Source organism: Bathymodiolus thermophilus thioautotrophic gill symbiont (genome assembly GCF_003711265.1).
GTDB lineage: Bacteria > Pseudomonadota > Gammaproteobacteria > PS1 > Pseudothioglobaceae > Thiodubiliella.
In genome coordinates this window covers 998,577-1,024,448 of the sequence record NZ_CP024634.1, presented here as the reverse complement: position 1 = coordinate 1,024,448, position 25,872 = coordinate 998,577, and the positions used below count along the sequence as shown (strand labels likewise).

Sequence of the window (25,872 nt, the reverse complement as noted above, 5' to 3'; positions counted from 1 at the left end):
ATAATTTTAATGTGTTGTTTCATAAATAAGAAATGTTAGTTTAAGTCAATAGTAATAATATGTTGCTCGCCTTCTCGGTCAAGATAAATATCAAAGTTTTTTGTTTTTTTCAAGAGTCCGACTATTTTAAAAGAAGCAGATAAACTGTCAAGCATCGTGTCATTAATACGAGTTATCACATCATGCTCTCTAAAGCCTAGTTCTTTAAATAGGTGCTTTTCTTTGCTAGAATTTATTCTAAAGCCGATAAGTTTACCATCACTAAAGTTTGGTTCAATCCTAATTAAAGACAATAGCCCTCTTGGATTTTTGGAAATTTCTTTTAAATAGCCACCTAACTTGTTTTTTTGTTTTACCGACAATGCGGTTGAAGAAAATTTATTTTGTTTAAATTCATCTAATTCAACTACCTTGCTTCGAGAATTAGCGTTAGGATCAACATACTTAAACTTAATTAATATTTTTTCTAACTTCTCACCTCTTTCAATCACCACATAATCTTTAGCAATATCTTTCAGCAATACACCAGCAATAATCTTGTCACCTTGTCGGTAAATTTTGGCTTTTTTTCTACCATTTTTAATAATAGCCAAAGCATTTCGCCTCTTAAAAACCGTCCCTACCAAAGTTAAATTAAGGGGAGTGAGTTTAACTTTCTTATAATCCTGACGAATTTTAACACGCTGAAACTGGCCAAACAAATTATTGTACGCTCTCATATTGTTAGTATTTGACCGAGGTGTTTTTATATCAATCGCTGCTACAACTTGGCTTTGTGCATTAATAAACAAACCCAATGCCAACTGTGCACAAACATAAGCCAAATAAACCACCAAGCATAGCGTAATGCCAACTCTAATTTTATCTTGGTAAGATACGCTTAATCTCTTAATGCGTATCCAATTGGCAGGTAATACAGTCTTTAAATCCATGAGCGCTATTTTACAATGAATTTACACTGTTGGTTCTGCCACTTTTTCTAAAAATTTTATTGAGACCTTTGCATAAATATGGATGGTTAGCAAAATTCAATTTTTGCCCACTTGGTAATTTTCTTAAACCTTGTCCTGGCAGGGCTAAGGCTGGATTTAAAAAATTACCAAGTGGGTAAAAAGTGGATTTTTGATGATTATTCATATTTATGCAAAGGTCTCTTATATAAAAAGCAAAAAAAAATCCTTTCGTGTAGCTTCTAATACCATTTTCAAAAATAAAATGAACGATATGGCACTTACAATCACCCAAGTATTAACAGTAAAAAACACCTATACCGCCTATTGATAAGCGCAGATATTCTTATAAATAGCCTTATCCAAGGCGCCAACAAAGTTAGATTTAAATAATAACTATGCCATTATCAATCAGCATGTTGTAATTAATATCATTAACACCTATCAAAGTAATATCAAAATTATCAATACTTAAAACACTGTCTTCGCCATTGATTTGAATATTAATATGACCCTGTTTGGCGTTATCATTTTCCAAGTGTAAGAGTAAAGCAGAAACATCAAGGGTGTCATGGCTTAAATCAAAATTAGTAATAGTGGCATCCTTAAGGCTGACATATTTTTTGTCAGCACTGAGTCTGTTCCAGTGAAAATGCTCAATGAGTTTATCACTGGCGGCGATTGAAGTAATACCGTCCATATCTTGATAATGGACGGTTTTGACTTTAAGGGGGTTGGTAACACCCTTGTAGTATTGCACATAGTTACTATATTGTGCGGTTACAAAATCTAATATGCCGTCACCATTAATATCACTAAAGCCAGGCGATCCGATATAAAGCCCTTTATTATCAAGATGATCAAAGAAATTACTATCACCGCGTTGATGGCTAAAAATTGGGTTGTTAATCGTGCCAACATTTTCACGATAACTAATGGCTTCACGGTTATTTGTTCCATAAAAGCTACCTGATGTTAAATCTAAATCGCCATCACCATCTAAATCCCTAAAGTTCATTTCAATACCTGACCCTAAATCTATTCCTGATAGCACATGGTCTGTTTTTAGTGCATAAACACCATTATTATTTTCATAATAAGAAAGAGTACCATTATCTTCAGCAGCGACAAGATCAAAATCACCATCATTGTCTAAATCCACCAAATTATGCATTTGATTCTTGCTTAAATCAAGATGAGAAAAAGGATCGTTGACTCCTGTTTGCAATAAGAATTTGTCTCCCGAATATATGTAATAACCTTTGCTTGTCAAAAAGTCTAAGTAACCATCCCTGTTTATATCAGCAAAAGCCCATGCAAGAATAGCATCGCCAGCAAAGTCAATCTCACGAAATGGATCGGCGTTCCCGGTAATTTTTACAAAACTGTTACTTCCTCCATCTGGAGTGATCTTATAATAGAGACTTCTATCAGAACCACTATCCAAGTCTAGGCCAATAACCAATTCTTCAGCGCCGTCATTATTCAAATCTATAAAATTTACTGTACTGAAAGTGCCTTTTTCAATGCCTGGTATGCTAGCATGAGATCGCTCAAAAGTATCGCTGTTTCTCAACAAAACCAACTCTGCGCTCAAGTCATTAGCCGCTACTCCTGCAACATCGCTGACCCCTGTTAGATGGGTACTGTTAACAACAAAATCACTGCTGATTAAATAATCACCCTCAACCACGGTATAAGTAAAGTTGAGCTTGGTTTTGTCACTTGCAAGGTCAAAAGCGGCTTTGTCAATGTTGAAACGCCTGTTGGCTAACATAAGATAAGCACTACCATCAGTTACCTGCACAGCTTTGCTCATGCTAATGGTTAGCGTCATAGTGTCGCCAATAGAAAAATAATCTTGTCCTGTTGGTGGACTGCTGAAAACCCAGTCGCTAACATTACTGCTGATGTTTGCTGCGACTTGGCTGCTGACCATATAATTGCTTGAGGTGGTAATTTGACTGGGTTTGTTGCCAGCGCTATCATGCCAATCTCTGCCTATGCTCAGGGTGTTAGTGCTATCGTTAACGCCTGAGTCTGGTGCTAGGGTTGCCGTCCATACAAAAGTACCTAGGCTGGTGTCTTGTCTAAAGTTACTCAGGGTGGCGTTTTCAGCAGTAATGTCATCCAATGTGAAGTTTAAAACTTTTTCTGCAAAATGGAATTCAACTTTAGTGCTGTCGCCAGCGGAAAGCGAGATGTCATGGATATTAATACTTGGGGTTTCTGGGGCTTGGGTGTCGATAACCGTGCGGTGAGTATTGCGATAATAATAAGTGTGTTTTAGTGCGGTAATGGCCAAATCCTTATTGCCATCAAAATCAACATCCACAAAGTTAGGAATACCACCTGCTACGCCACTAAAAGGGTTATTAACACCTGTTTGCGCTATCCATACACCGTTGATATTTTGATAATAATGCCAGCCTGAGCTACTGCCAATCAGTAGATCTAGATCACCATCGTTATCAATATCAGCAAAGGTCGGTGCGGCGTGTGTACCCACATCCATGGTAAAAGGATTATTAACACCTGTTTGTTGGGTAAACACGCTTTGCTGGTTAGTATAATATTTTAAGGTACCTTCGCTATCGCCTACCACCAAATCAGCATCGCCATCGCCATCAATATCAGCAAAAGTGGGGATAATTAGACTGGTGGCGCTAATGTTAGCGAGTGAATGCGACCCTTGCATGATATAAATACCGTCTTGGTTGTCGAAAAATTTTATTATATTGTAAGAAAGTTTGCGTTGAGTAACAAGCATATCTAAATCGCCATCATTATCAACATCGGCAAAAGCGGCTGTGCGTAGAGAGCCACCAGCCTCCGCATCAATTTGACCTCCCTTATCCCACTGATAAAAAGGCGTGCCTGCCCCTTCTCTAAAAGTCAAACCTGTGGCAGAACCTTGGAAAAAATAAAAACTCAAACTGGCGTAATTGCCACCACCATCATGATTGTAAGCGTCTGTTGAAATAACATCCATATAACCATCAGCATTGACATCAGCATAAAATGCATTGTTTATTCTATCATCTTTAGGTTGTGTAATGTCCAACGAACTTTCTAACTTGAACAACGCTCGCTCTCCTAATAGTACTTGTTCTGGCATTGATGACAAATCAAGGTTATAGTCATAAGTGTCGGTTACGCCGTTTAAAAATACTTGATCTCTCTTAACCACAAAGTCGGGTAAGTTCAAAGTATCGTTGGCTTGTACGGTGTAGTTAAAATTGAGGACGGTTTTGTCGCTTGCAGCGTTAAAATCGTCTTTGTCAATGTCAAAGCGTTTTTCATCAATAACGATATAAGCTTGGCTGTTATTGACCTTAGCATTGGCGCTAAGGCTTAAACTAATGGTAATGGTATCACCCTGAGTAAAGGCTATTTGTGTACTAGATGGGGTGTTACTTGTCCAGCCTTGGATTTGTGTAGAATTGGTGTCGGTAAACACTTGATAAATGTTTGAACTAAAATTACTAGCCGGTGTATTGCCATTCAAATCTTGCCAGTTGCTGTTAACGCTAATGCGGTTGCTGGCTTGGTTGATGTTGTCGTTTGGAGTGAGCGTGGCAAGGTAAGAAAATGGCTGGGTGCTGTGACGATTGGGATTGAGTTTTAGGTTACTCAGGGTGGCATTCTCGGCACTTAGGTTATCAAGTGTAAAGCCTTTTACCGCTTCACTAAAGTTCAGTATTATCTGGCTACTCTGACCTTTAAGCAATGTGGTTTGGGTAACCACGATGCTTAAACTCGGTGCTTGAGCATCAATCACTTCAGACTGTTGGCGTTGCTGGTATTGTAATGAGCCATCTTGAGCGCCAAGGATTAAATCCAAGGTGCCGTTGTTGTCTATATCAGCAAAAGTAGGGGCGGCGTTGTTGCCGACTTTAATACTGGAAAACAGTGCGTTACTGGTAGTTTTGACACTAAATACAGTGTCGTTGTTTTGGTAATAATGCAGTGCACCATTAACATAGCCAACAACCAAATCTAGATCGCCATCTTGGTCAACATCCACAAAAGTTGGGGTTGAATAAGCGTGGCTAATATTTTGGAACGGATTGTTGCTTGTTTCAGTAAAGTTGTTATTGTTGCTTTGATAATAGGTCAAAGTGCCTGTGGCACTGCCAACAATAAGGTCTAAATCGCCATCTTGGTCAATGTCAGCAAAGGTTGGGGTGGCGTTGCTACCAATATCGATATCACTCAACGGATTAAATTGTGCTGCTACCAAATTAAAGGTGGCTGTGTTGCCGTATTGAATGTTTTTATAAAAATGGAGTTTGCCTTCTAAATCACCAACAATTAAATCTAAATTGCCATCTTGGTCAAGGTCAACAAAAGTAGGGGCGGCACTAGTATGGCGGATATGTTGGAAAGGGCTGTCGGTTGCTTTGACAAAATTGTTGTTAACATTGGTGTAATAACTCAGTGTGCCTGCTGCTGAGCCGATAATAAGGTCTAAATCACCGTCTTGGTCAATGTCGGCGAAGGTTGGGGTGGCGTTGGCGTTGGTGTTGGTGTCGATATTGGCGAAAGGGTTGGTGTTAATTGTGTCTGTTTTGTCACTAGAGATGCGAAGCACTTTATTTTCAATAAGTGTTTCAACGCTAGCATTAACACCTATCAAAGTAATATCAAAATTATCAATACTTAAAACACTGTCTTCACCATTGATTTGAATATTAATATGACCCTGTTTGGCGTTATCATTTTCCAAGTGTAAGAGTAAAGCAGAAACATCAAGGGTGTCATGGCTTAAATCAAAATTAGTAATAGTGGCATCCTTAAGGCTGACATATTTTTTGTCAGCACTGAGTCTGTTCCAGTGAAAATGCTCAATGAGTTTATCACTGGCGGCGATTGAAGTAATACCGTCCATATCTTGATAATGGACGGTTTTGACTTTAAGGGGGTTGGTAACACCCTTGTAGTATTGCACATAGTTACTGTATTGTGCGGTTACAAAATCTAATATGCCGTCACCATTAATATCACTAAAGCCAGGCGATCCGATATAAAGCCCTTTATTATCAAGATGATCAAAGAAATTACTATCACCGCGTTGATGGCTAAAAATTGGGTTGTTAATCGTGCCAACATTTTCACGATAACTAATGGCTTCACGGTTATTTGTTCCATAAAAGCTACCTGATGTTAAATCTAAATCGCCATCACCATCTAAATCCCTAAAGTTCATTTCAATACCTGACCCTAAATCTATTCCTGATAGCACATGGTCTGTTTTTAGTGCATAAACACCATTATTATTTTCATAATAAGAAAGAGTACCATTATCTTCAGCAGCGACAAGATCAAAATCACCATCATTGTCTAAATCCACCAAATTATGCATTTGATTCTTGCTTAAATCAAGATGAGAAAAAGGATCGTTGACGCCTGTTTGCAATAAGAATTTGTCTCCCGAATATATGTAATAACCTTTGCTTGTCAAAAAGTCTAAGTAACCATCCCTGTTTATATCAGCAAAAGCCCATGCAAGAATAGCATCGCCAGCAAAGTCAATCTCACGAAATGGATCGGCGTTCCCGGTAATTTTTACAAAACTGTTACTTCCTCCATCTGGAGTGATCTTATAATAGAGACTTCTATCAGAACCACTATCCAAGTCTAGGCCAATAACCAATTCTTCAGCGCCGTCATTATTCAAATCTATAAAATTTACTGTACTGAAAGTGCCTTTTTCAATGCCTGGTATGCTAGCATGAGATCGCTCAAAAGTATCGCTGTTTCTCAACAAAACCAACTCTGCGCTCAAGTCATTAGCCGCTACTCCTGCAACATCGCTGACCCCTGTTAGATGGGTACTGTTAACAACAAAATCACTGCTGATTAAATAATCACCCTCAACCACGGTATAAGTAAAGTTGAGCTTGGTTTTGTCACTTGCAAGGTCAAAAGCGGCTTTGTCAATGTTGAAACGCCTGTTGGCTAACATAAGATAAGCACTACCATCAGTTACCTGCACAGCTTTGCTCATGCTAATGGTTAGCGTCATAGTGTCGCCAATAGAAAAATAATCTTGTCCTGTTGGTGGACTGCTGAAAACCCAGTCGCTAACATTACTGCTGATGTTTGCTGCGACTTGGCTGCTGACCATATAATTGCTTGAGGTGGTAATTTGACTGGGTTTGTTGCCAGCGCTATCATGCCAATCTCTGCCTATGCTCAGGGTGTTAGTGCTATCGTTAACGCCTGAGTCTGGTGCTAGGGTTGCCGTCCATACAAAAGTACCTAGGCTGGTGTCTTGTCTAAAGTTACTCAGGGTGGCGTTTTCAGCAGTAATGTCATCCAATGTGAAGTTTAAAACTTTTTCTGCAAAATGGAATTCAACTTTAGTGCTGTCGCCAGCGGAAAGCGAGATGTCATGGATATTAATACTTGGGGTTTCTGGGGCTTGGGTGTCGATAACCGTGCGGTGAGTATTGCGATAATAATAAGTGTGTTTTAGTGCGGTAATGGCCAAATCCTTATTGCCATCAAAATCAACATCCACAAAGTTAGGAATACCACCTGCTACGCCACTAAAAGGGTTATTAACACCTGTTTGCGCTATCCATACACCGTTGATATTTTGATAATAATGCCAGCCTGAGCTACTGCCAATCAGTAGATCTAGATCACCATCGTTATCAATATCAGCAAAGGTCGGTGCGGCGTGTGTACCCACATCCATGGTAAAAGGATTATTAACACCTGTTTGTTGGGTAAACACGCTTTGCTGGTTAGTATAATATTTTAAGGTACCTTCGCTATCGCCTACCACCAAATCAGCATCGCCATCGCCATCAATATCAGCAAAAGTGGGGATAATTAGACTGGTGGCGCTAATGTTAGCGAGTGAATGCGACCCTTGCATGATATAAATACCGTCTTGGTTGTCGAAAAATTTTATTATATTGTAAGAAAGTTTGCGTTGAGTAACAAGCATATCTAAATCGCCATCATTATCAACATCGGCAAAAGCGGCTGTGCGTAGAGAGCCACCAGCCTCCGCATCAATTTGACCTCCCTTATCCCACTGATAAAAAGGCGTGCCTGCCCCTTCTCTAAAAGTCAAACCTGTGGCAGAACCTTGGAAAAAATAAAAACTCAAACTGGCGTAATTGCCACCACCATCATGATTGTAAGCGTCTGTTGAAATAACATCCATATAACCATCAGCATTGACATCAGCATAAAATGCATTGTTTATTCTATCATCTTTAGGTTGTGTAATGTCCAACGAACTTTCTAACTTGAACAACGCTCGCTCTCCTAATAGTACTTGTTCTGGCATTGATGACAAATCAAGGTTATAGTCATAAGTGTCGGTTACGCCGTTTAAAAATACTTGATCTCTCTTAACCACAAAGTCGGGTAAGTTCAAAGTATCGTTGGCTTGTACGGTGTAGTTAAAATTGAGGACGGTTTTGTCGCTTGCAGCGTTAAAATCGTCTTTGTCAATGTCAAAGCGTTTTTCATCAATAACGATATAAGCTTGGCTGTTATTGACCTTAGCATTGGCGCTAAGGCTTAAACTAATGGTAATGGTATCACCCTGAGTAAAGGCTATTTGTGTACTAGATGGGGTGTTACTTGTCCAGCCTTGGATTTGTGTAGAATTGGTGTCGGTAAACACTTGATAAATGTTTGAACTAAAATTACTAGCCGGTGTATTGCCATTCAAATCTTGCCAGTTGCTGTTAACGCTAATGCGGTTGCTGGCTTGGTTGATGTTGTCGTTTGGAGTGAGCGTGGCAAGGTAAGAAAATGGCTGGGTGCTGTGACGATTGGGATTGAGTTTTAGGTTACTCAGGGTGGCATTCTCGGCACTTAGGTTATCAAGTGTAAAGCCTTTTACCGCTTCACTAAAGTTCAGTATTATCTGGCTACTCTGACCTTTAAGCAATGTGGTTTGGGTAACCACGATGCTTAAACTCGGTGCTTGAGCATCAATCACTTCAGACTGTTGGCGTTGCTGGTATTGTAATGAGCCATCTTGAGCGCCAAGGATTAAATCCAAGGTGCCGTTGTTGTCTATATCAGCAAAAGTAGGGGCGGCGTTGTTGCCGACTTTAATACTGGAAAACAGTGCGTTACTGGTAGTTTTGACACTAAATACAGTGTCGTTGTTTTGGTAATAATGCAGTGCACCATTAACATAGCCAACAACCAAATCTAGATCGCCATCTTGGTCAACATCCACAAAAGTTGGGGTTGAATAAGCGTGGCTAATATTTTGGAACGGATTGTTGCTTGTTTCAGTAAAGTTGTTATTGTTGCTTTGATAATAGGTCAAAGTGCCTGTGGCACTGCCAACAATAAGGTCTAAATCGCCATCTTGGTCAATGTCAGCAAAGGTTGGGGTGGCGTTGCTACCAATATCGATATCACTCAACGGATTAAATTGTGCTGCTACCAAATTAAAGGTGGCTGTGTTGCCGTATTGAATGTTTTTATAAAAATGGAGTTTGCCTTCTAAATCACCAACAATTAAATCTAAATTGCCATCTTGGTCAAGGTCAACAAAAGTAGGGGCGGCACTAGTATGGCGGATATGTTGGAAAGGGCTGTCGGTTGCTTTGACAAAATTGTTGTTAACATTGGTGTAATAACTCAGTGTGCCTGCTGCTGAGCCGATAATAAGGTCTAAATCACCGTCTTGGTCAATGTCGGCGAAGGTTGGGGTGGCGTTGGCGTTGGTGTTGGTACTGGTGTCGATATTGGTGAAAGGGTTGGTGGTTGATTGATGAAAAATTGCATTCTGATAAAGGCTTGTGGCAATAACCAAGGAAGGTAAGGCCAGCGCATTGCCCACCATATCGGTAACACCGTTGAGCGTGATTTGGTCGGTTTTGATAATGGCTTCTTGTTGTGCCATTGTTTCATCGACACTAACTTGATGGGTAAAAACCAACTTTTTATTGCTGTTCTCACTGGATTTAGCAACATCAAGAACGAATATTTTGCCGCCCATAATAAGCTGAGAACCAGTGGTGTCGCCAAATTTTAATGGCTCACTAGTGGTAACACTGAGTTCAATAATGTCATCCACTATGAAGGAGTTTTGTCCTATTGGCGGTGTGTTAATATGCCAACTGCTGCTTAATAGTAATGGCGATGCTTCGTCTATGATGATCAATAGTGCGTTACTGTCGTGACTGGTGTTACCCAATTGGTCTTTTATCACGGCAGTAATTTCTGCTTCCGTGCCGTTTTCACCTAAATCTACTCTATTGATAAGTTGTGAAAACTTCTTATTATCTATATCACTTTGTTGAATAACATACAGTTCTCCCACTGCACCTGACTTTGTTTTAAACTGAACGCTATCGCCTACCTGGGCATCTTGTTGCAAGGTAACTTCTATTCCAATAGTGGCTTCTGTAGCATTAAGATAGCGGTCTTCGCCTTGTTGAATCGCCAAGATTGGTGGGCTTTGAAAACTGGAGGTTACCGATACTTGCACGACGGCCTCAGGTGTATTGCCAGCCATATCTGTCCAACCTGTAGCGGTAATGGTAAAGTCAATATACTTAGACTCTATATTTTGTGTTGCCGTATAGGTGGCAGTATAAAGGCTAGCGTCGGTACTATCAACAACCAAATTAGTGATGGTGCCTTTGTCGGTGGTGATATCGCTTAGGTCAAAATCCTTAACTATTTCACTAAAGTTAAAACTGATGGTTGCAGTATTGCCAGTTCGCAGAAAATCAGTGTTATTCATACTGATGGCCACAGTTGGTCTTTGTAAGTCTGCTGTTTGCACGGATTGTGCGGCAATACTGTCAATGTTGGCACCGTCTTTGGCTGCACCAGTGGCGACATTAACGGTTATATTGTCAACACCTGTTTGCGTAACAACTAAACTGTAAACTGCATTACTGACTTTGGTAAATTGCCCTTTTGTGCCATTACTGACGCTGATATCGGCCTGGTCAAAACCAGTAACGGCTTCACTAAAGGTAAAAGTGTAAGTGATATTGGCACCAATACCAATATCTCCAGCCACATCGTCTGTAATAACAATCGTTGGTGCATGCGTATCGGTTATTTTGTAGTTGATTGATTGGGTAAGCGCTTCTGGCGCATTACCTGCTATGTTGGTCCAATTGGTGCCAACACTAATATAATTGCTATCGTCTGCTACGCCTTGTGCCGCAGTAAAGGTTGCTGTGTAATGTTTAGCATCAGCACTATCAACGGTTAAATTGGTGATAGTACCATTGGGTGCGATAATATCGTCAGAAGTAAAACTGTTTACTGCTGGTGCTTCGCTGAAGTTAAAGCTTAAAGTAGTGTTTTCAGCAGATGTTAAATTAGTATTACCTATGCTAATGCTTACACTGGGTCGTATTGTGTTGACTATTACAGGTGTTGAGGTTATTGCAGCACTACTGTTACCAGCACTATCTGTTGCTGCATTGGCGGCTATTTCAATATTTAGGTTGCCAGTAAAGTTTGCCGTTGGCGTAACAACTAAGGTGTAAGTTGTGTCGCCAGTTTTGACAAATGCCCCTTTTGTGCCATTGTCTACAACAATATCATCCTTATCAAAGCCTGTAACTGCATTATCAAAGGTAAAAGTATAGGTAATGACATTGCCCGCTTTAAGTGTTTCAGTAACATCATGAGTGATACTTATCTCTGGAACAGTGCCATCAATACTAACCAATGCGCTAATGTCAATACCGGCAATCGTGGCAGTGCTATCAAAAGCATTGTTTGAGGTATCAGTAATACCAGCAATCAGAGCCGTTTTTAGGGCGGCTTTGTCAATAATGACTGTGCCATTTTGACCTGCTGCAATAGTGTAAGTGAGGCTTCTTGTTGCGGTGTTATTACTTCCCGACCAAGTGGCCTCAACAGGAGTACTTTGCACTGTAAAAATATTGTTGGTAGTACCTGTTTCAAGTCCTTTAACCATTTCATTAAAGACGAATGTAAGTACAATTGTATCGCCGATACTATTGCCACCGCCAGTAACAGTTAAGACTGGTGGGCTTTGTAAGTTTGGTACCATGGTGTCGGCATCCACATTCGTATTAATTTGATAATTAACAGAATTTGTGATGGCTGTTGGTGCATTGCCCGCTATATCTGTCCAATCGGTGCCAACACTAATGACATTAGTGCTTTCATCAATATTTTCAGTTGGGGTAAATAAGGCTGTGTAGCGCGAAGCATCTTCGCTATCAACAACTAATTGACTGATACTGCCATTAGAGGCAGTAATATCACTAATATCAAAACTGTCTACTGCCGGTATTTCACTAAAATTAAATTTTAGCGTGGTACTCTCTCCTGTTGTTAAATTAGTATCATCTATATTAATGGTGAGAGTGGGTGCAATGGTATCCACAGTAATGGCTTGACTGTTTTTACTAATGCTTGAAGCATTGCCAGCCACATCGGTTTGTTTTACCCAAATACTATCTACGGCATAAGTACCTACATTTAGCACAAAACTACTACCTCCGCCTATATGCCAATTGCTACCACTATCAGTACTATAGTGCCAACTATTACCTTCTTCTACGCCGCTAATCGTCATATCGCCATTCTGGGTAATGCCATCGGATGAGCCAGTATCGGTTGTGAGGGTTATGGTTAGAGTTGATGGAATGAGGGTATTAAGAGTGATACTTATTGCACTGCTTGGCACGCTGGTATAACCCATGATATCGGTAATGGTGGCAGTAATTTCTGTTACATCGCCAGTTGAACCTAAATCTGCTTTAGCAATCCTAATGGTTGCCTTGCCGTTGCTAATGTCGTCAGCAGTAACGATATATGCATCGCCCAAACTGACATCACTGCTTTTTTTAAGTTGAATTTCATCTCCTACCGCCATACCCACGGCAGATATTTGCAGATTTACCCCTGTTTCAATACTGTTAACATACGCATCTTCGCCATCTTTAATAGTAATGATTGGTTGCTCAGTGGCCATGGTATCAATAAGCACTGTGCGTGTGCTAATGGTCTCTGGATTGCCAATAGCATCACTGACTTTGGCGCTGATAATGCTACTAATAGCATCAGCGGGAACATCGGCGGCTGCATAAGTAACATACCAAACCCCTGTAATGTCATCAACGATGGCTGTTTTATCATTGCCACCCCAACTAACGGTAACAGTTTGACCAAGAGCGTCAGATTTGCCATTAATAACAATACCTGCATTTTTCTCGACGGCATCAATTTCGTCATTCGTGGCAACTGTGTTGATACTAAGTGTCGCTGAAGTAATGTCAATATGCACCGTATGTTCGACTGTTTTCTCGTTGCCAGCAGCATCATTTACTGTAGCACTGATAACGCTACTATCGGCATTGTAAGTAATGTCGGCTGCTACATAAGCAACAGACCATACACCATTAGCTTGAACAATTGCAGTTTTCTCTGTACCAACCCAGCTGACGGTAACGGTTTGACCAATGGCATCAGAACTACCTGTAACATCAAATCCTACATTTTTTTTATCAAAATTAATAATGTCGTTAGTTGCAACTGTATTAATATCAAGGTTTATTATGGTGTCGTAGGTAACTTGTTTGCTGTCTAAAACGACTACTTGATTGTTGCTGTCTTTTAAACTTACTTTAGCGGTGTAGATGCCATCGGCTAAATTAGCAATCTGGGCTTTTGCAATACTATTTAATTTCCAATTTTCGCCTGTTGAAATTATGTTGGCTTTTTCAATATCAATTGTGGTGTTGTCATTTTTAACAATTTGAATACTGTCGATTGTTACTGGATCCCCTACCGTAACAATAGTTCCTGACAAAGTGGCACCAGCTTTTTCAATGCTATTGATATAGTTATCAGCAGTTGCACCAACCCAATCAATACTGGTAAAGAAATTTTTAACACGAACTGTAACAACAAGCTCATTGCTGTTACCTGCAGTATCAATGGCAACAATAGTAACTGTGTCGCTATGCTCTGTTGTTTGTATTTCCTGATAAGTTAACCAACCTGTTGTTGCGTTAATATCAAATTTATTGTTAGCCGCATCTTTTATGCTATAAGTAATACCAGCGTCATTAACACCACCATTATCAGTGGCTTGAGCATCATAAATGACTACTGCAATAGCTGTATTAACGACAACATCAACCACTACAGCACTATTGAAAGTTGGAGCCACGCTATCCACTTGCTCATTACTAACGGCATTCACCTTGCTGAAAATCTTGCTAACATCGTTGCCACTAGCGTCTTTAAAAACTGTTGCTAAAAAGACGAGTGAACTGGCTTTAATCTCAACACCATCGCTGTCCGCCAAGCCATTTGGTAAGGCTAGAGTGGTAAAGGTAAGTTTATTGCTACTTGAGCCATTGCCAGTAGCAGTGGCTATTACTTCCATAACGCCTGAACTGTCGATTTTATCAATCAATAAGACAATGGTTGCTATTTCTCCATTGGCCAGTGTTGCTTCTTCACTTAAAGTCAATTCAATTGACAGTGTATCACCTGCTTTAATCACTTCGGTGGCACTTGGGTTGACAGCACCAGTAACAATTGGGGCGGAAATGTCCACCACTGTTGTTGTCGTTAGCAGATCGCTGACAACCGAATTACCCGCACTGCCTTTAAGTTGTTTGTTAGCGTCTGTGTTTTGAGTATAGGCAATTGTAACACCGTCTCTTTGATCCACAGCAGTGGTCAAGGTCAAGGTTATGGTGTTACCGCTCACAGTAACAGCGGTTACAATGTTATCAGTCAATGAATCAGTAGCGCCATTCTTAACGACAAAGTCGCCCTTATCTGGTGTACCAATTACCCCTTTGCTTAAGGTTAATACCAACAAAGTAGTGCCAGAATTAATGCTGGCAGTGTTGATAATTGGGGCAATATTGTCTATGGTAATGGCAGCCATTTGGGTAATGTCACTAACATTACCTGCTTTGTCAGTTTGTCTGACTTGAATAGCGTTTTCAGCATAAACGGTGTTTTCTGCAAGTTCAAAACTGGTGCCTGTGCCTGTTGTCCAGTTTGTGCCGTTGTCTTTGCTGTATTCCCAAGTGGCACCTGTTTCAAGATTTGTAATATTGACGGTTGCGTCTTTGGTAAGGTTGTCAGAGTTAGAGCCACCTGTGTCGGTTTCCAGTGCTGCTGTGAGGATTGCAACACTTGTGTCTAGTGTGAAAAAAAAGGTTTGTTCGTCGGAGATATTGCCCGCTCCATCTGTTTGTCTTACTTTTACTGCGTAAGCGCCATCCGTTGTGGGCTTGGTATAGGTTTCACGCCAAGCACCCTCGTTAATTTTGTATTCTACCGTTGCATTGGTTTCTGTATTAGTAGGCGCACTGATGGTGGCATCATTGGTAGTATTGTCTGTTGCATTACTACCGCTGTCTGTTAATATAGCATTTGGTGTCGCTGGTTTGGTCTCGTCAAACTTTTGGATAAATTGTGTGGCGGCAATATTGGTTTTATTAGAAGTTGCACTTGTTGCTGCATTGGCAGCGACATCAACGGTAATGTCGCCATCTGTGAGTGTAGTTTCTGGGGTGACCATTAAGGTGAAAACTTTGTTTTGATTAGCCCCTGAAGAGGCGGTTGTTAAAGTGCCTTTGCTAATGTTTACATCATTCGTGCCTGCACCTGTAAAGACAATGTCGCTCAGTTCAAAACCGTTTACTTTTTCAGTAAAGGTAAAAGTTAGTTCAAATGCACCATTGGTACCATTGGGCTTATTACTGGCAATAACAACCAAAGGCTGATCCACTACTGTGATTGCTACATTGCGGATACTGGTATTGCCTGCAATATCGGTAGCAGTGATGACGATGTTATCTGCTGTGAGGGTAGCTGCAGTTAGAGCAGTTTTGTAAGTAACGATACCGCTATCTGCATCAATGTTAAATTTAAGTAAATCAGCCGCTCTAAGTGTGTATTTAACACTGGCATCGCCGCCGTCAACTTCTGCGTTATAAACAGGGTTAATTTGATTAATAACACCTACCCCTGTACTGCCACTGGTGAAAGTGGGAACTATAGTGTCTACGCTAACTGACAAAGCGTCAGAGACTGGACTTGTATTGCCAACGGCATCGGTTGCTTTGGCGGTAATATTTGTGGTTACATTTGCTGCTAAAATAATTGTTTTGCTAAAATTTCCGTTATTATCAACAGTGATTTTTTCGCCCAATGAAATATCGCCATTAAACAATTCTACTGTTGAGCCTGCTTCTGCTTCACCAACAATAGTTACGGCGGTTTTGTTGGTTATATTATCGCTATCGCTAAGACCTGTGTCGTCATTAGTTGCTAATACCAAATTTTCTGGAGCGGATGGGGCCTTAACATCGTAGGCTTGGATGAAGTTTATTGCTGAAGCGTATTTGCTCAGTTTGGCATCAACACTTATTATTATGTCGCCTTCAGTATTGGCATCTGGGGTAACGATTAATTGATAAATGGTAGTCGTTGAGCCTGATTTAAATGAATTGGCTGCAATGCCACCAGTAACACGAATGTCGCTAATGGCAAAATCTGATAGATGTGTTAGCGCCTGATCAAATGTAAAAGTAAAGATAATGTCATCGGTTGCGATGCCTGTTTTATTGCTAGTAATAGTAACAAGCACTTGCGCTGTAATACTGCCATTGCCCGTTAATACTGCGTTTAAAGGAACCTCATCAATTTCATCGTTGCTTGCCGCTACTTTGGCAGCGCCATTAACAAATTCTTGTTTTACCACATCCTTAAAGGTGCCGTCGTTTTGTGTTGCAGTATCCCATTCACTCATGGTATCGTATTTTTCAACAACATCTTTAACCATACTTACACCAGAAACTGCCGCCAAAACTTGACCGTAATTATCGGCACTATGGGTGGCTTTGCCGTCTTTGTCAATCATGGCTTTGGGGATACTGCTAATGTCATTAACCCCAAATGCGTTGCCAACACCTTCGTTTTTTGCATTGACTATTGTTTCAGTTAATGGAGTTGAAGAAACTGTAACGCCACCAGCCTCAGCCTTGCCATCGTCTGTAATACCTGCTTGTTTTGCGGCTATTGTGGTTAACACGGTGATTGCCGCTACACTTTTACCTTCTGTGTTAGTCACTGCTAACAAGGCAATGTCTAAATCCATTTTATTGCCTTTTTCATCTTGATAGTCAACAGCATTATTGGTGTCGTATGCTTTAAAAATAACAATGCCAGTTATTTTGCTCTTATCGAACTTATAACGACCGTCTGCTTGTTTTTCGCCTTCGGCTATCAACTTTCCATCTTTGTCATAAGCAGCAATTTTGATGCCTGTGTTGTCCAATACTGGACCTGCCATAAGTGTAACAAAAAAGTCATTATTGCTACTACTGCCACCACCGCCGCCACCGCCACTGCTAGCAATAACAATAACTGCCACTGAAGCTGCGGCTACGATTTCTATATTTGAATAGATAATGTCTTCAAAACTTTGGCTGCCCTCTGTATTAATTACACTAGATTCTGTAGAAACAATAGATTGCTCGTTATAAAAATACACAACTTGGGTACCGTCTTCTAAAGTGAAGAATATATCAGCAACAATGTGATAAAGTCCGCCGTTTTCGGCGGGGAGAGAAACTAAGCAGGACAAATCAGTTGCACAAATATCAAAATAGTTGTCAAAAATAATAACACCTTCTTCTAGTGTTACTTCCAAGTCATCACCGATTTTTTTGGCAATTAGATTTACCTTTTTAGTGTCAAAATCTTTGGTGTTTAATTGATAAACCGTACCTGCTTTAACTTGAATGTGTTGAACGCTTTTGCTAATAGCAACGACTTCTTTGTTAAGTTTATCAGAAAATTTTTGCATTTTATCTTGTAATGCCATAACTTGTTTTTGTGTCTTTACTTGCATACTTACTTCTCCTAGATTTTGATTTTGTCGCTACTCTTCTTTTGTTATTCTTGGATAAATACCACACCATTTCCAATTAACGATCATCTCTCTAAAAACACCTAATTAAGGCATTTTAAATTCCAAATATTCTCTCGTTTTAGAATTAAATTTATTTGTTGCTATTTTAACTTCATTGTGGTTCGTGTTTACCAAAAATACAATTTTTAGTAAATATCGGCTAAAAAGTGACTAATTATCAAGCGCAATACCAAACCCTTGCATTACTTTTTTAAAGTTATCAGCCCTTTCTTTTTTGGCATGCACATCACCAGTATTGGGGCATGTGCTATCAGGGCAGCCACGATTAACAATGCCAGAAATAGCATCAACAAAAGGAATGCCATTTAAGGGCTGGTAATTGTTTTGACCAAAATCACTGTCAACATATTTTTTCAATTCTGTTTGATAATGCCAATCTTGGTATTTGCCACCGCCTGTGTATGCTTGAACTGAATTCATCCAGTAAAACAATCCTGCAACCCATTTAATTTCTTTGTGTTCTGTGGAACTACAAATTAATTCTGGATTGGCGCATAAATCCATGTCTGCATACAGTGGATTTTCAGGGGGTGCTTTAACTTCAACAACGCCACCTTGCCAATCAACATGACTGCCAATCAAATCTTTATCAACATGGCTTCTGCCAACAAAATGATTAAGTTTGCCAAAGTTTTCCCTACCAGTTGTTTGGATAACGCCACGACCCCACCAACCACAACCTTCAAGTGAGCGCTTGCTAGAACCGTCCCAAACAAAACTACCGGCTTTTTGACCTTTGTAAATTTTACACTCGTCTCTTGCCCAACCTTCAATTTTAGGGTCTTCAAAGTCATCAGCAGTTGCTGGCTTACCAGCACAATCACCTGAATCTTCCCAGCGACCGGGTTTGCCATCAAGTAACAATCCTAAATCGCTCAACACGGCATCTGGCGCTGCAAATATAGGTGCTGCAGCAGCATAATATTTAGCATTGGTTATTGCCGTTACTTCCATTTTTGGCGCTCTTGGGCATGAATAAGGATTGTCAACGCCGTAACTGTCAACGCCATAATCTGCATAAACTTGACCTAATTGCCCACAGGAGGCATCCATTGGCTGATCGACCGTAAAATCACCTCTGGCAATAGAATCGGCAACTGCCTTGCTGGTGTTGGCATCTTTGAAAAATTGCCAAGAATTTTCATCGCACGCATTATATTGAATGGTTTCTTGCATACTTTGTGCCAAGAAAGAAGCGATAGCAACTGCGCCATATTTTTGCTTTTTCTCATCACTATCACTGTCATCAAACAGCCAGTATTTGTCACCCGAAATACCTGTATTGTGCATCGCCTTTAAAGCATTTAAAAAATCTTCCCACTTATAAATGGAAGAAGGTATCCAACTTCCGGGTGCATCATTGAATAGAAATACATTGCTATTCATTTCATTTGCAACACTTGCACTGGCTAATATTGTATTCAAACCAAGAGCAGAAGTTAAGGCGTTAATATCATTGTCACCCGCTTTCTTTTGATGATATAAAGGTATGCCTCCTTTCGCTCTGTAGTCAACTATCTTATTTTTTAGCCAATTATAACCACCCGTTTTATTGGTAGAAATAGGCACAGAACCTGTTGTTTCACCACCCCCCCATAAGACAGCAAAGGCATTGGAAAACACAGCATGTCTCAATTCACTAACGCCCCAGTCGTGGCTTGAATCTTGAGCCAACAAGTCGCCAACCTTAGTGGCGCCATTGTAATGAGAACCGCTAAGAGAAATATCTAAAACATCCTGCCTAATGTTGTTCGTATCTGTACCAATTTTTTTGTCTCCCATAAAATACGACCCACCCGAAGCAGAATGACCGCCATGGGTATCCGTATCTAAATGTCTAAAGCACTCACTTGATTCATTGTTGGCACACAATTTCGACTCGCCACTCAAGTTTTCTGTTTTAGTAACCATGTGTCCACCTGGAATTTGCCACAACATTGCTGGCGTTCCAATGAAATCGGTAATTTGTTTAACATACATTAAATAATTGTCCCATTCCCTAGAGGCAAAAGCATAACTGGGCTTGCCTGCTGCCCCAAAACCATCTCGTTCGTATTTGTCAAAAGTTAAAAAATCGGGGCGATAATCATTATCATCGTAAGCACCAATCCACTTGGAAAATACTGCCACGCCTTTTGAGGCATTATTCCAAACATCACGCTCACCCGTATATTTTTTATGCACCCAATGCGCACTACCAGGATTCCATAAATTAATCACCCAACCAAAAGCAACATCGGGAGCAAATTCTTTAATCATAAAGTTTTGCGCTTGAACCCAGCCTTTAATGTTGTTTTTAATATTGGTTTCGGTAATTTTTGCCTTAATATCATCAAGTTGATAGGCTATTTCCAATCGATCCACTTCCACAGTTTTGGTGGCATTAGTCGCAGCAGATGAATATTTTTTAACCATATAGTTTTTTTCCGCCTCAATAGCGGCAACCATTGCTTCTCTAACTAATATGGTCTGATAATTCTCGCAGTCAATATCATCACTACCCCCACAATACTCATTTTGGAAAGAGCCATTCAACTTGTTCTTTTGCCACTCGCCAAATAAATCAGCATTTAATACAATGGTCGCTGGATTAGGATGTTCATCATCTTTATTGGCTTGCATATTGGCAACCATTCTAATGGTGTTCCTAAAATGTTTAACCAAATTACTGTCTTCAATCACTGTGTTATTAGAACTGTCTATGGCGTTCACTGTTTTGTAATTGGTCTTAATATCATTTTGTGCCAAACCGCCACCACTGCCATTGGCGGTATAAACAACCAAGGTTGGCATTACTCTGGTTTTATCTGCACCGTATAACGCTTCTATTTCTCGCGCCTGTCTGATGGTTTGTGTTGTAACAATAGGCTCAATGACATCGCCTCTATCGCCAAAACCATCACCTTCGTATTTGAAAATCGCATCTACTTTACTGTCAAAAAATCTTTGATTAAGCCCAAAATCATTGTCAGTTACCGTTCCCATGGCCAATGTGCTTGGCCAGCCTTTGACTTTTAAGGCGACCGAATCTGCTCTGTTTGGCTTGGCTTTTGTGGCATCCTCTTGTGCTATGGTTACTTTTCCTGGGGTTACCTGTACAACACTAATGTGATCTAAATTGATTGGTGCTGCTGGCCAAAAATTTATTGTTATTGTTGACCCAATACCGCCAAACAAAGTATCAACATACTTTTTGGCAAAAGTATCAAATACCAGTGTGGTTAAAACTCTTTGAGTGGTATTGTCATAATCATACTCTTCTCTTGGGTTGACCCAACTCAGAGTTGGTGCAACAATATCTGGTGTGTACTGGGCATCGCCACTGATCACAATTTTGGCATCTCTAAAATAGATATCCGCTTCTTTTTTATATGTCAAAATAATGGAAACACCTGAACCATTTGCCACAGTTTGTTGATCAAAATAACTTAATATATTGAGTTCTCTAACAGCGTTATCACCACCATTTGAAGGGGGCGGGGTTGTGCCTGTCCCTTCGTCATCTTCATTTACTTTATCATCATCAGGTTTTAATGCATTAATGGTGACTATTGCTGTATTTATTAATGAGGCAAATTCAACTTTCAGCGCTTGTTTTTTAACAATATAAGTTTGCTCTAATGCCATCAGAGTTTGTGAATTTTCCTCTGAATAGGTGCTGCCTATCTGCCCAAATAGTATTGCTAAAATATTTGTTTTTGCAGTAACCTTGGTTTTAAATTGGTCAACAAGTATTTTTTGTTTGTCAATTTCAGCCTGAACCTCAGTCCTTGCATCGTTATTAAAAATTTCTCTTGCTAAAGCCGTGGTAATGCTGGCTTCAAAACTTGCTTCAATATCTAATATGCCAGCATTAACTTTAATCCTAAGATTTTGATACACTTCTACAGTTCGTGCTTGCTCTCTTGCTGCTTCAATTTCTGCATTGTGCCTTAATAAAGCGATTTCATAGTTTGATTTTTGCTGTAAAAAAGTATCGTTTATCACCTTTAAATAGTTTTCTAAAGAGGTTTTTAATGCAGCATTTTTTGCACCAGAATAAGCACTTGCAGCATCTGAAATCGCAGTAGTAATCGCCGTCATATCAAGAGTAAACCCATCTAATGTATTTGCATCATTTACCAATTTAATGTATTTTGGAATGCTTTTAAAGGTAGATATTTGCGCATTAACCTCGTCAATATCTTTGGCCAATTGCTCATCTTCAGTTAAAGCCTTGCCACCTAAAAAATGTCTAGCGGATGCATTGAAAGCCTGATAACTTAAAGCCTTATTACAGGATGGAGACGCCCCTGCTGCCTTATACATAGACCACAACATAATGCCACTATTGGGTTGAGTTTTTATAAAGTTAACAAGGCGTTCAACCGAATAAGGTTTTTTTGTATCAAAAACACGATAAGAATCTCCTGCCAACATGGATGATTTACTAACCCCATCACAACTTCTGGCTTCAACATCTGTGGAAACCAACTCGGCACCACCCCAAGCTTCGGTTGCCAGTTCAAAACCAATAGCAAGTTTTCCACTGTATATTTCTTGATAATTTTTATATAATAAAATAGGATCAAATCGCTTGAAACTACCATCATAAGACATAATAGCAGTGTAATCAAAAACATCATTCGGCTCTAAATTATCTGCTCTCATCTTGTTAAAAACAAGGCGTTCACGCCCAGCATTGCCCTGCCAAAAAGAGGTTTTATCTTTGCAACTGGTGTCGCTTTGGGTTTGTGCTGTGCAATCAGCCCCTGTTGACCAGCCTGCAATACTTAATAAGGTATTGGTTTGTTGAGTAATAGAATACAAAACTTCAATGGACTTGTAATACTGTACGATATTTCCATCATCTGTACCGCTAATTTCGTAATCCACATCAAGTCCATCTAAGTCTAAATCGGTTATCAGATCAACCAAAGCCTGTCTGTGTGCGCCTGCATTGTTCGCCAAAGCACTCCAATTATTATAAGTAGCACCGCCAACTGCCAACAATACTTTAACATTTTTGGCTTTTAATAGTTTAACAGCCTCTTTAACCGCATCAAATGTAGCGCTAAACCCAATACCCGTGCCTTGAAAACTGTTGCTATTCTTAACATAAGTAATATTTGGCTGCGCAAACGAAATAACCACATGGGTATAAAGCGGATCTATGTTAACCATCTGTGAACTTGATGCATTTGCTTTGCTAAACCAATTAATACCCCAAGAAGGTAAATAACCTACTGCAAAATGATCACTACTAAAATGTGCAGGTGGTGGCTCAGTAGGAATTGTGGGAATTGTGGGATTGGTAGGGTTTGTGGGATTTGTAGGCGTTGTTGGTGGCGTGCTATTTTGTGCTAAAAATGTAACCGTTTTTTCATTACTAACAGTACAAATATCATGATTACATAAGGCTACCTTAAATATATGGTCTGTATCAGCAGTAACCGCATTTGCGTATCCGAACCCACCTCTTTGTGCGCCTTTACTTGCGCTAAAATCATCCAATGTTGCTGTTGCTACTACCACATCATCAACATATAGTTTTGCAGTGGTGGCTCTGTCTCCCCACCACATATTCCATTTTAATCCAAAATCGCCATAAACTACAGAGGCAGCCAACCAAGCAATAATGGGCTTGCCTGGGGTTTTGTCAGAGGTAACAACCGGTGTGGTGTCCTTAATGACAACGGGAATGCTAATAACATTACTCGCTACAAAGGCGTGATCACTACTTGCTGCTTTTTGAATGGCAATAGAAGTGTTACCTACTGCTATTGCTTCAATGATAAATTGATTGGCATAATTGGGGATTGCAGTTATTCGGGCGATGCTTGTATTTGTACTGCTGACAATCAAATTGCCGTCGCCATCACCGCCATTGATATAAATTTTTCCACTATTTTGACCAACTGCCCCTGCAAAGGACAAGGTACTCGTTGTTAATAAAGATTGTGGTTGATTGAGTGCTGTCCCAGTTACTTTCTTTGCCTTAATAATTTGAATAATACTGGCATTGGAATAATCCCTTTCATTGGCAGAACGAGCAAGAATACGATAAGTTTTAACGAAATATCGATGAACATCGTCATCTTTCAAGCCATGCTCATTGGCTATTGTATCTTGCGTATTAGACCACGCAACTTCTTTTACTTGTTGCCCATCTTTATACAATATATAGCCATCAGGTCTGTTTGAATTATTGGTATAAGTGGCGTATATCAACAAAGTATATTGTCCATCACTTTGGTCTAATTGCAACAAAGGCCTTTCTAAAGCTAATTCAGCTTGATTCTCTTGCTCTTCTTGGACAGCATCATCGTCACTGTTCTTCTTATCATTGTCTTGTTTAACATTGTCTGCCACATCGTAATGACCTGTATATTCTCTCCAAGCATCTTGCCAGCCATTGGTACCCGGTTCCCTTAATTGACACCATCCTGTATAAGGCCAGCCTTTACATTCATAAGCATCACCCTTGTAATATATTTTGTTGCCAGCCACATAAGCTTGGTTTGACCAGTAATTTATGTTGTTAATATCTGTGTCACTTTCAACGATATTAGCAGTGCCACCATCAGTATTCCATGCCCTGGATGACAAGGCCGAACCCGGTTGATAAACGGGGGAGGCACACCAAGCCCCATCTGGCCATGCTTTACATGTGTATTCAACGCCATCTTTAACCACTTTGTCATTCGGCTTGTAAGCCACATTCGCTAGATACGCATTGGTAGTAACAACATTAGTCGCCCCATCTGCAAACATCTCAATGCCAGTATCTTTACCTGCTTGGTTGTCTTGCTTTGTTGACATCTCGAAACTTTCTCTGAACTGCGATAATAGTGCAGAATCTTGAACCGCTTCACCTTGATTCTGAACATTAATATTTTGCGAGAGTTCTGTAGAAATCTCTGCTATGCTTTTTTTGGTGTCTTGTTGCAATTGAGACAAACCCGACATCAATGACGAATACACTTTTTGATTACTCTGAGAATTTTCAACTTGCAATGACTCATTTAAATCAACCGGCTGCGTCGTAAACAAATTTAGATCATCAGGCGCTACCGCACCCAATAACCCTCTTACTGTATTTTGAGCCGCTACCCTTCTGGTTGCCTCTGAGAAATTACCTTCTCTCTCTAATATTTTAACAACAATATCTGTTGCTGGTGTGATGGCAACCTCTTCAATCCCACCTTCCTTTAGGTAAGTAATACTTTGTATTGGTTCTTGAGAGTTTAAAACCATGGTGGCTTCAATTTCAGCCTCAGCATCTGTTTTACCGTTAGCTTTGGCGGCTCTTATTTTTGCTTCGTCAATATAAGTTCCACTAACTGCTTCAATAATATAGGCTTTATAACCATAAGTAATATGGCTTTCTAAAAAAGAATAATGCCCTGTGTCGTTCGTGACTACAGAGGCTATATACTGTTTGCTATTATCGTCCTTAACGCCATATAGTTTTATCACGCCATTTTTAACATAATTTGCATGGGCAACACCTTTAAGTCCAACAGCCTTGTCGCCATTATCGCTACCACCACAAGATATTAATGTAACAATTAATGTGATTACTATAAGAAATTTGTTCATTTTTTTTCCGCCTCTTTTGTTTAATTTTTTTAATGGTTTCTTTACTTTACGCCCAAATCTTTGTAATAATATAAATCTCCACTTTTTTCTAAAATCTACCTTAAAATGTCCAATGACAAGGCTCAATTACCACTTGTCTTTTGCACAACTTGCACTTTTATCTCACTGATAACGGTTATCTCATTTCAAGGGGTTTTTAGATAAGATATTTTCTACCCCTAGCACTTCTTTTGCACTCACATACTGTCTTCTGAACGGGCTTAACAAGATTAGCATTAGCGTGAGTAATGTCTACATCTGGTGTTTTTGAATCGTAAATATTTGTCTCATGGCTTGCCATGCCAACGACGATATTACTGTCTTTAAGTGAGGCGATTGAAACTT

At 39.9% G+C, this 25,872-nt stretch carries 4 protein-coding genes; all 4 read right to left on the bottom strand.

Going from position 1 to position 25,872, the window contains the following annotated elements:
* Window positions 1-35: 35 nt before the first annotated feature.
* The 4 genes from MS2017_RS03750 to MS2017_RS11845 all read right to left on the bottom strand — a co-directional run bounded on the left by MS2017_RS03750 (window position 36) and on the right by MS2017_RS11845 (window position 25,488).
* Window positions 36-932 carry a type II secretion system protein N gene (locus MS2017_RS03750; RefSeq protein WP_122951306.1) on the bottom strand — a complete coding sequence of 299 codons (897 nt, stop codon included), beginning with the start codon at window positions 930-932 and terminating at the stop codon, window positions 36-38.
* A gap of 10 nt (window positions 933-942) precedes the next feature.
* On the bottom strand, window positions 943-1,137 hold the full coding sequence (locus MS2017_RS03745) for a hypothetical protein (protein ID WP_122951305.1): 195 nt from the start codon (window positions 1,135-1,137) through the stop codon (window positions 943-945).
* Between the two features lie 198 nt (window positions 1,138-1,335).
* Entirely contained in the window at window positions 1,336-17,826 is a 16,491-nt protein-coding gene (locus MS2017_RS03740) for an Ig-like domain-containing protein (protein ID WP_122951304.1), read from the bottom strand.
* Window positions 17,827-18,057: 231 nt separating this feature from the next.
* Window positions 18,058-25,488, bottom strand: coding sequence for a chitinase N-terminal domain-containing protein (locus MS2017_RS11845; RefSeq protein ID WP_122951303.1), 7,431 nt, complete (start codon window positions 25,486-25,488; stop codon window positions 18,058-18,060).
* Between the last annotated feature and the right edge of the window lie 384 nt (window positions 25,489-25,872).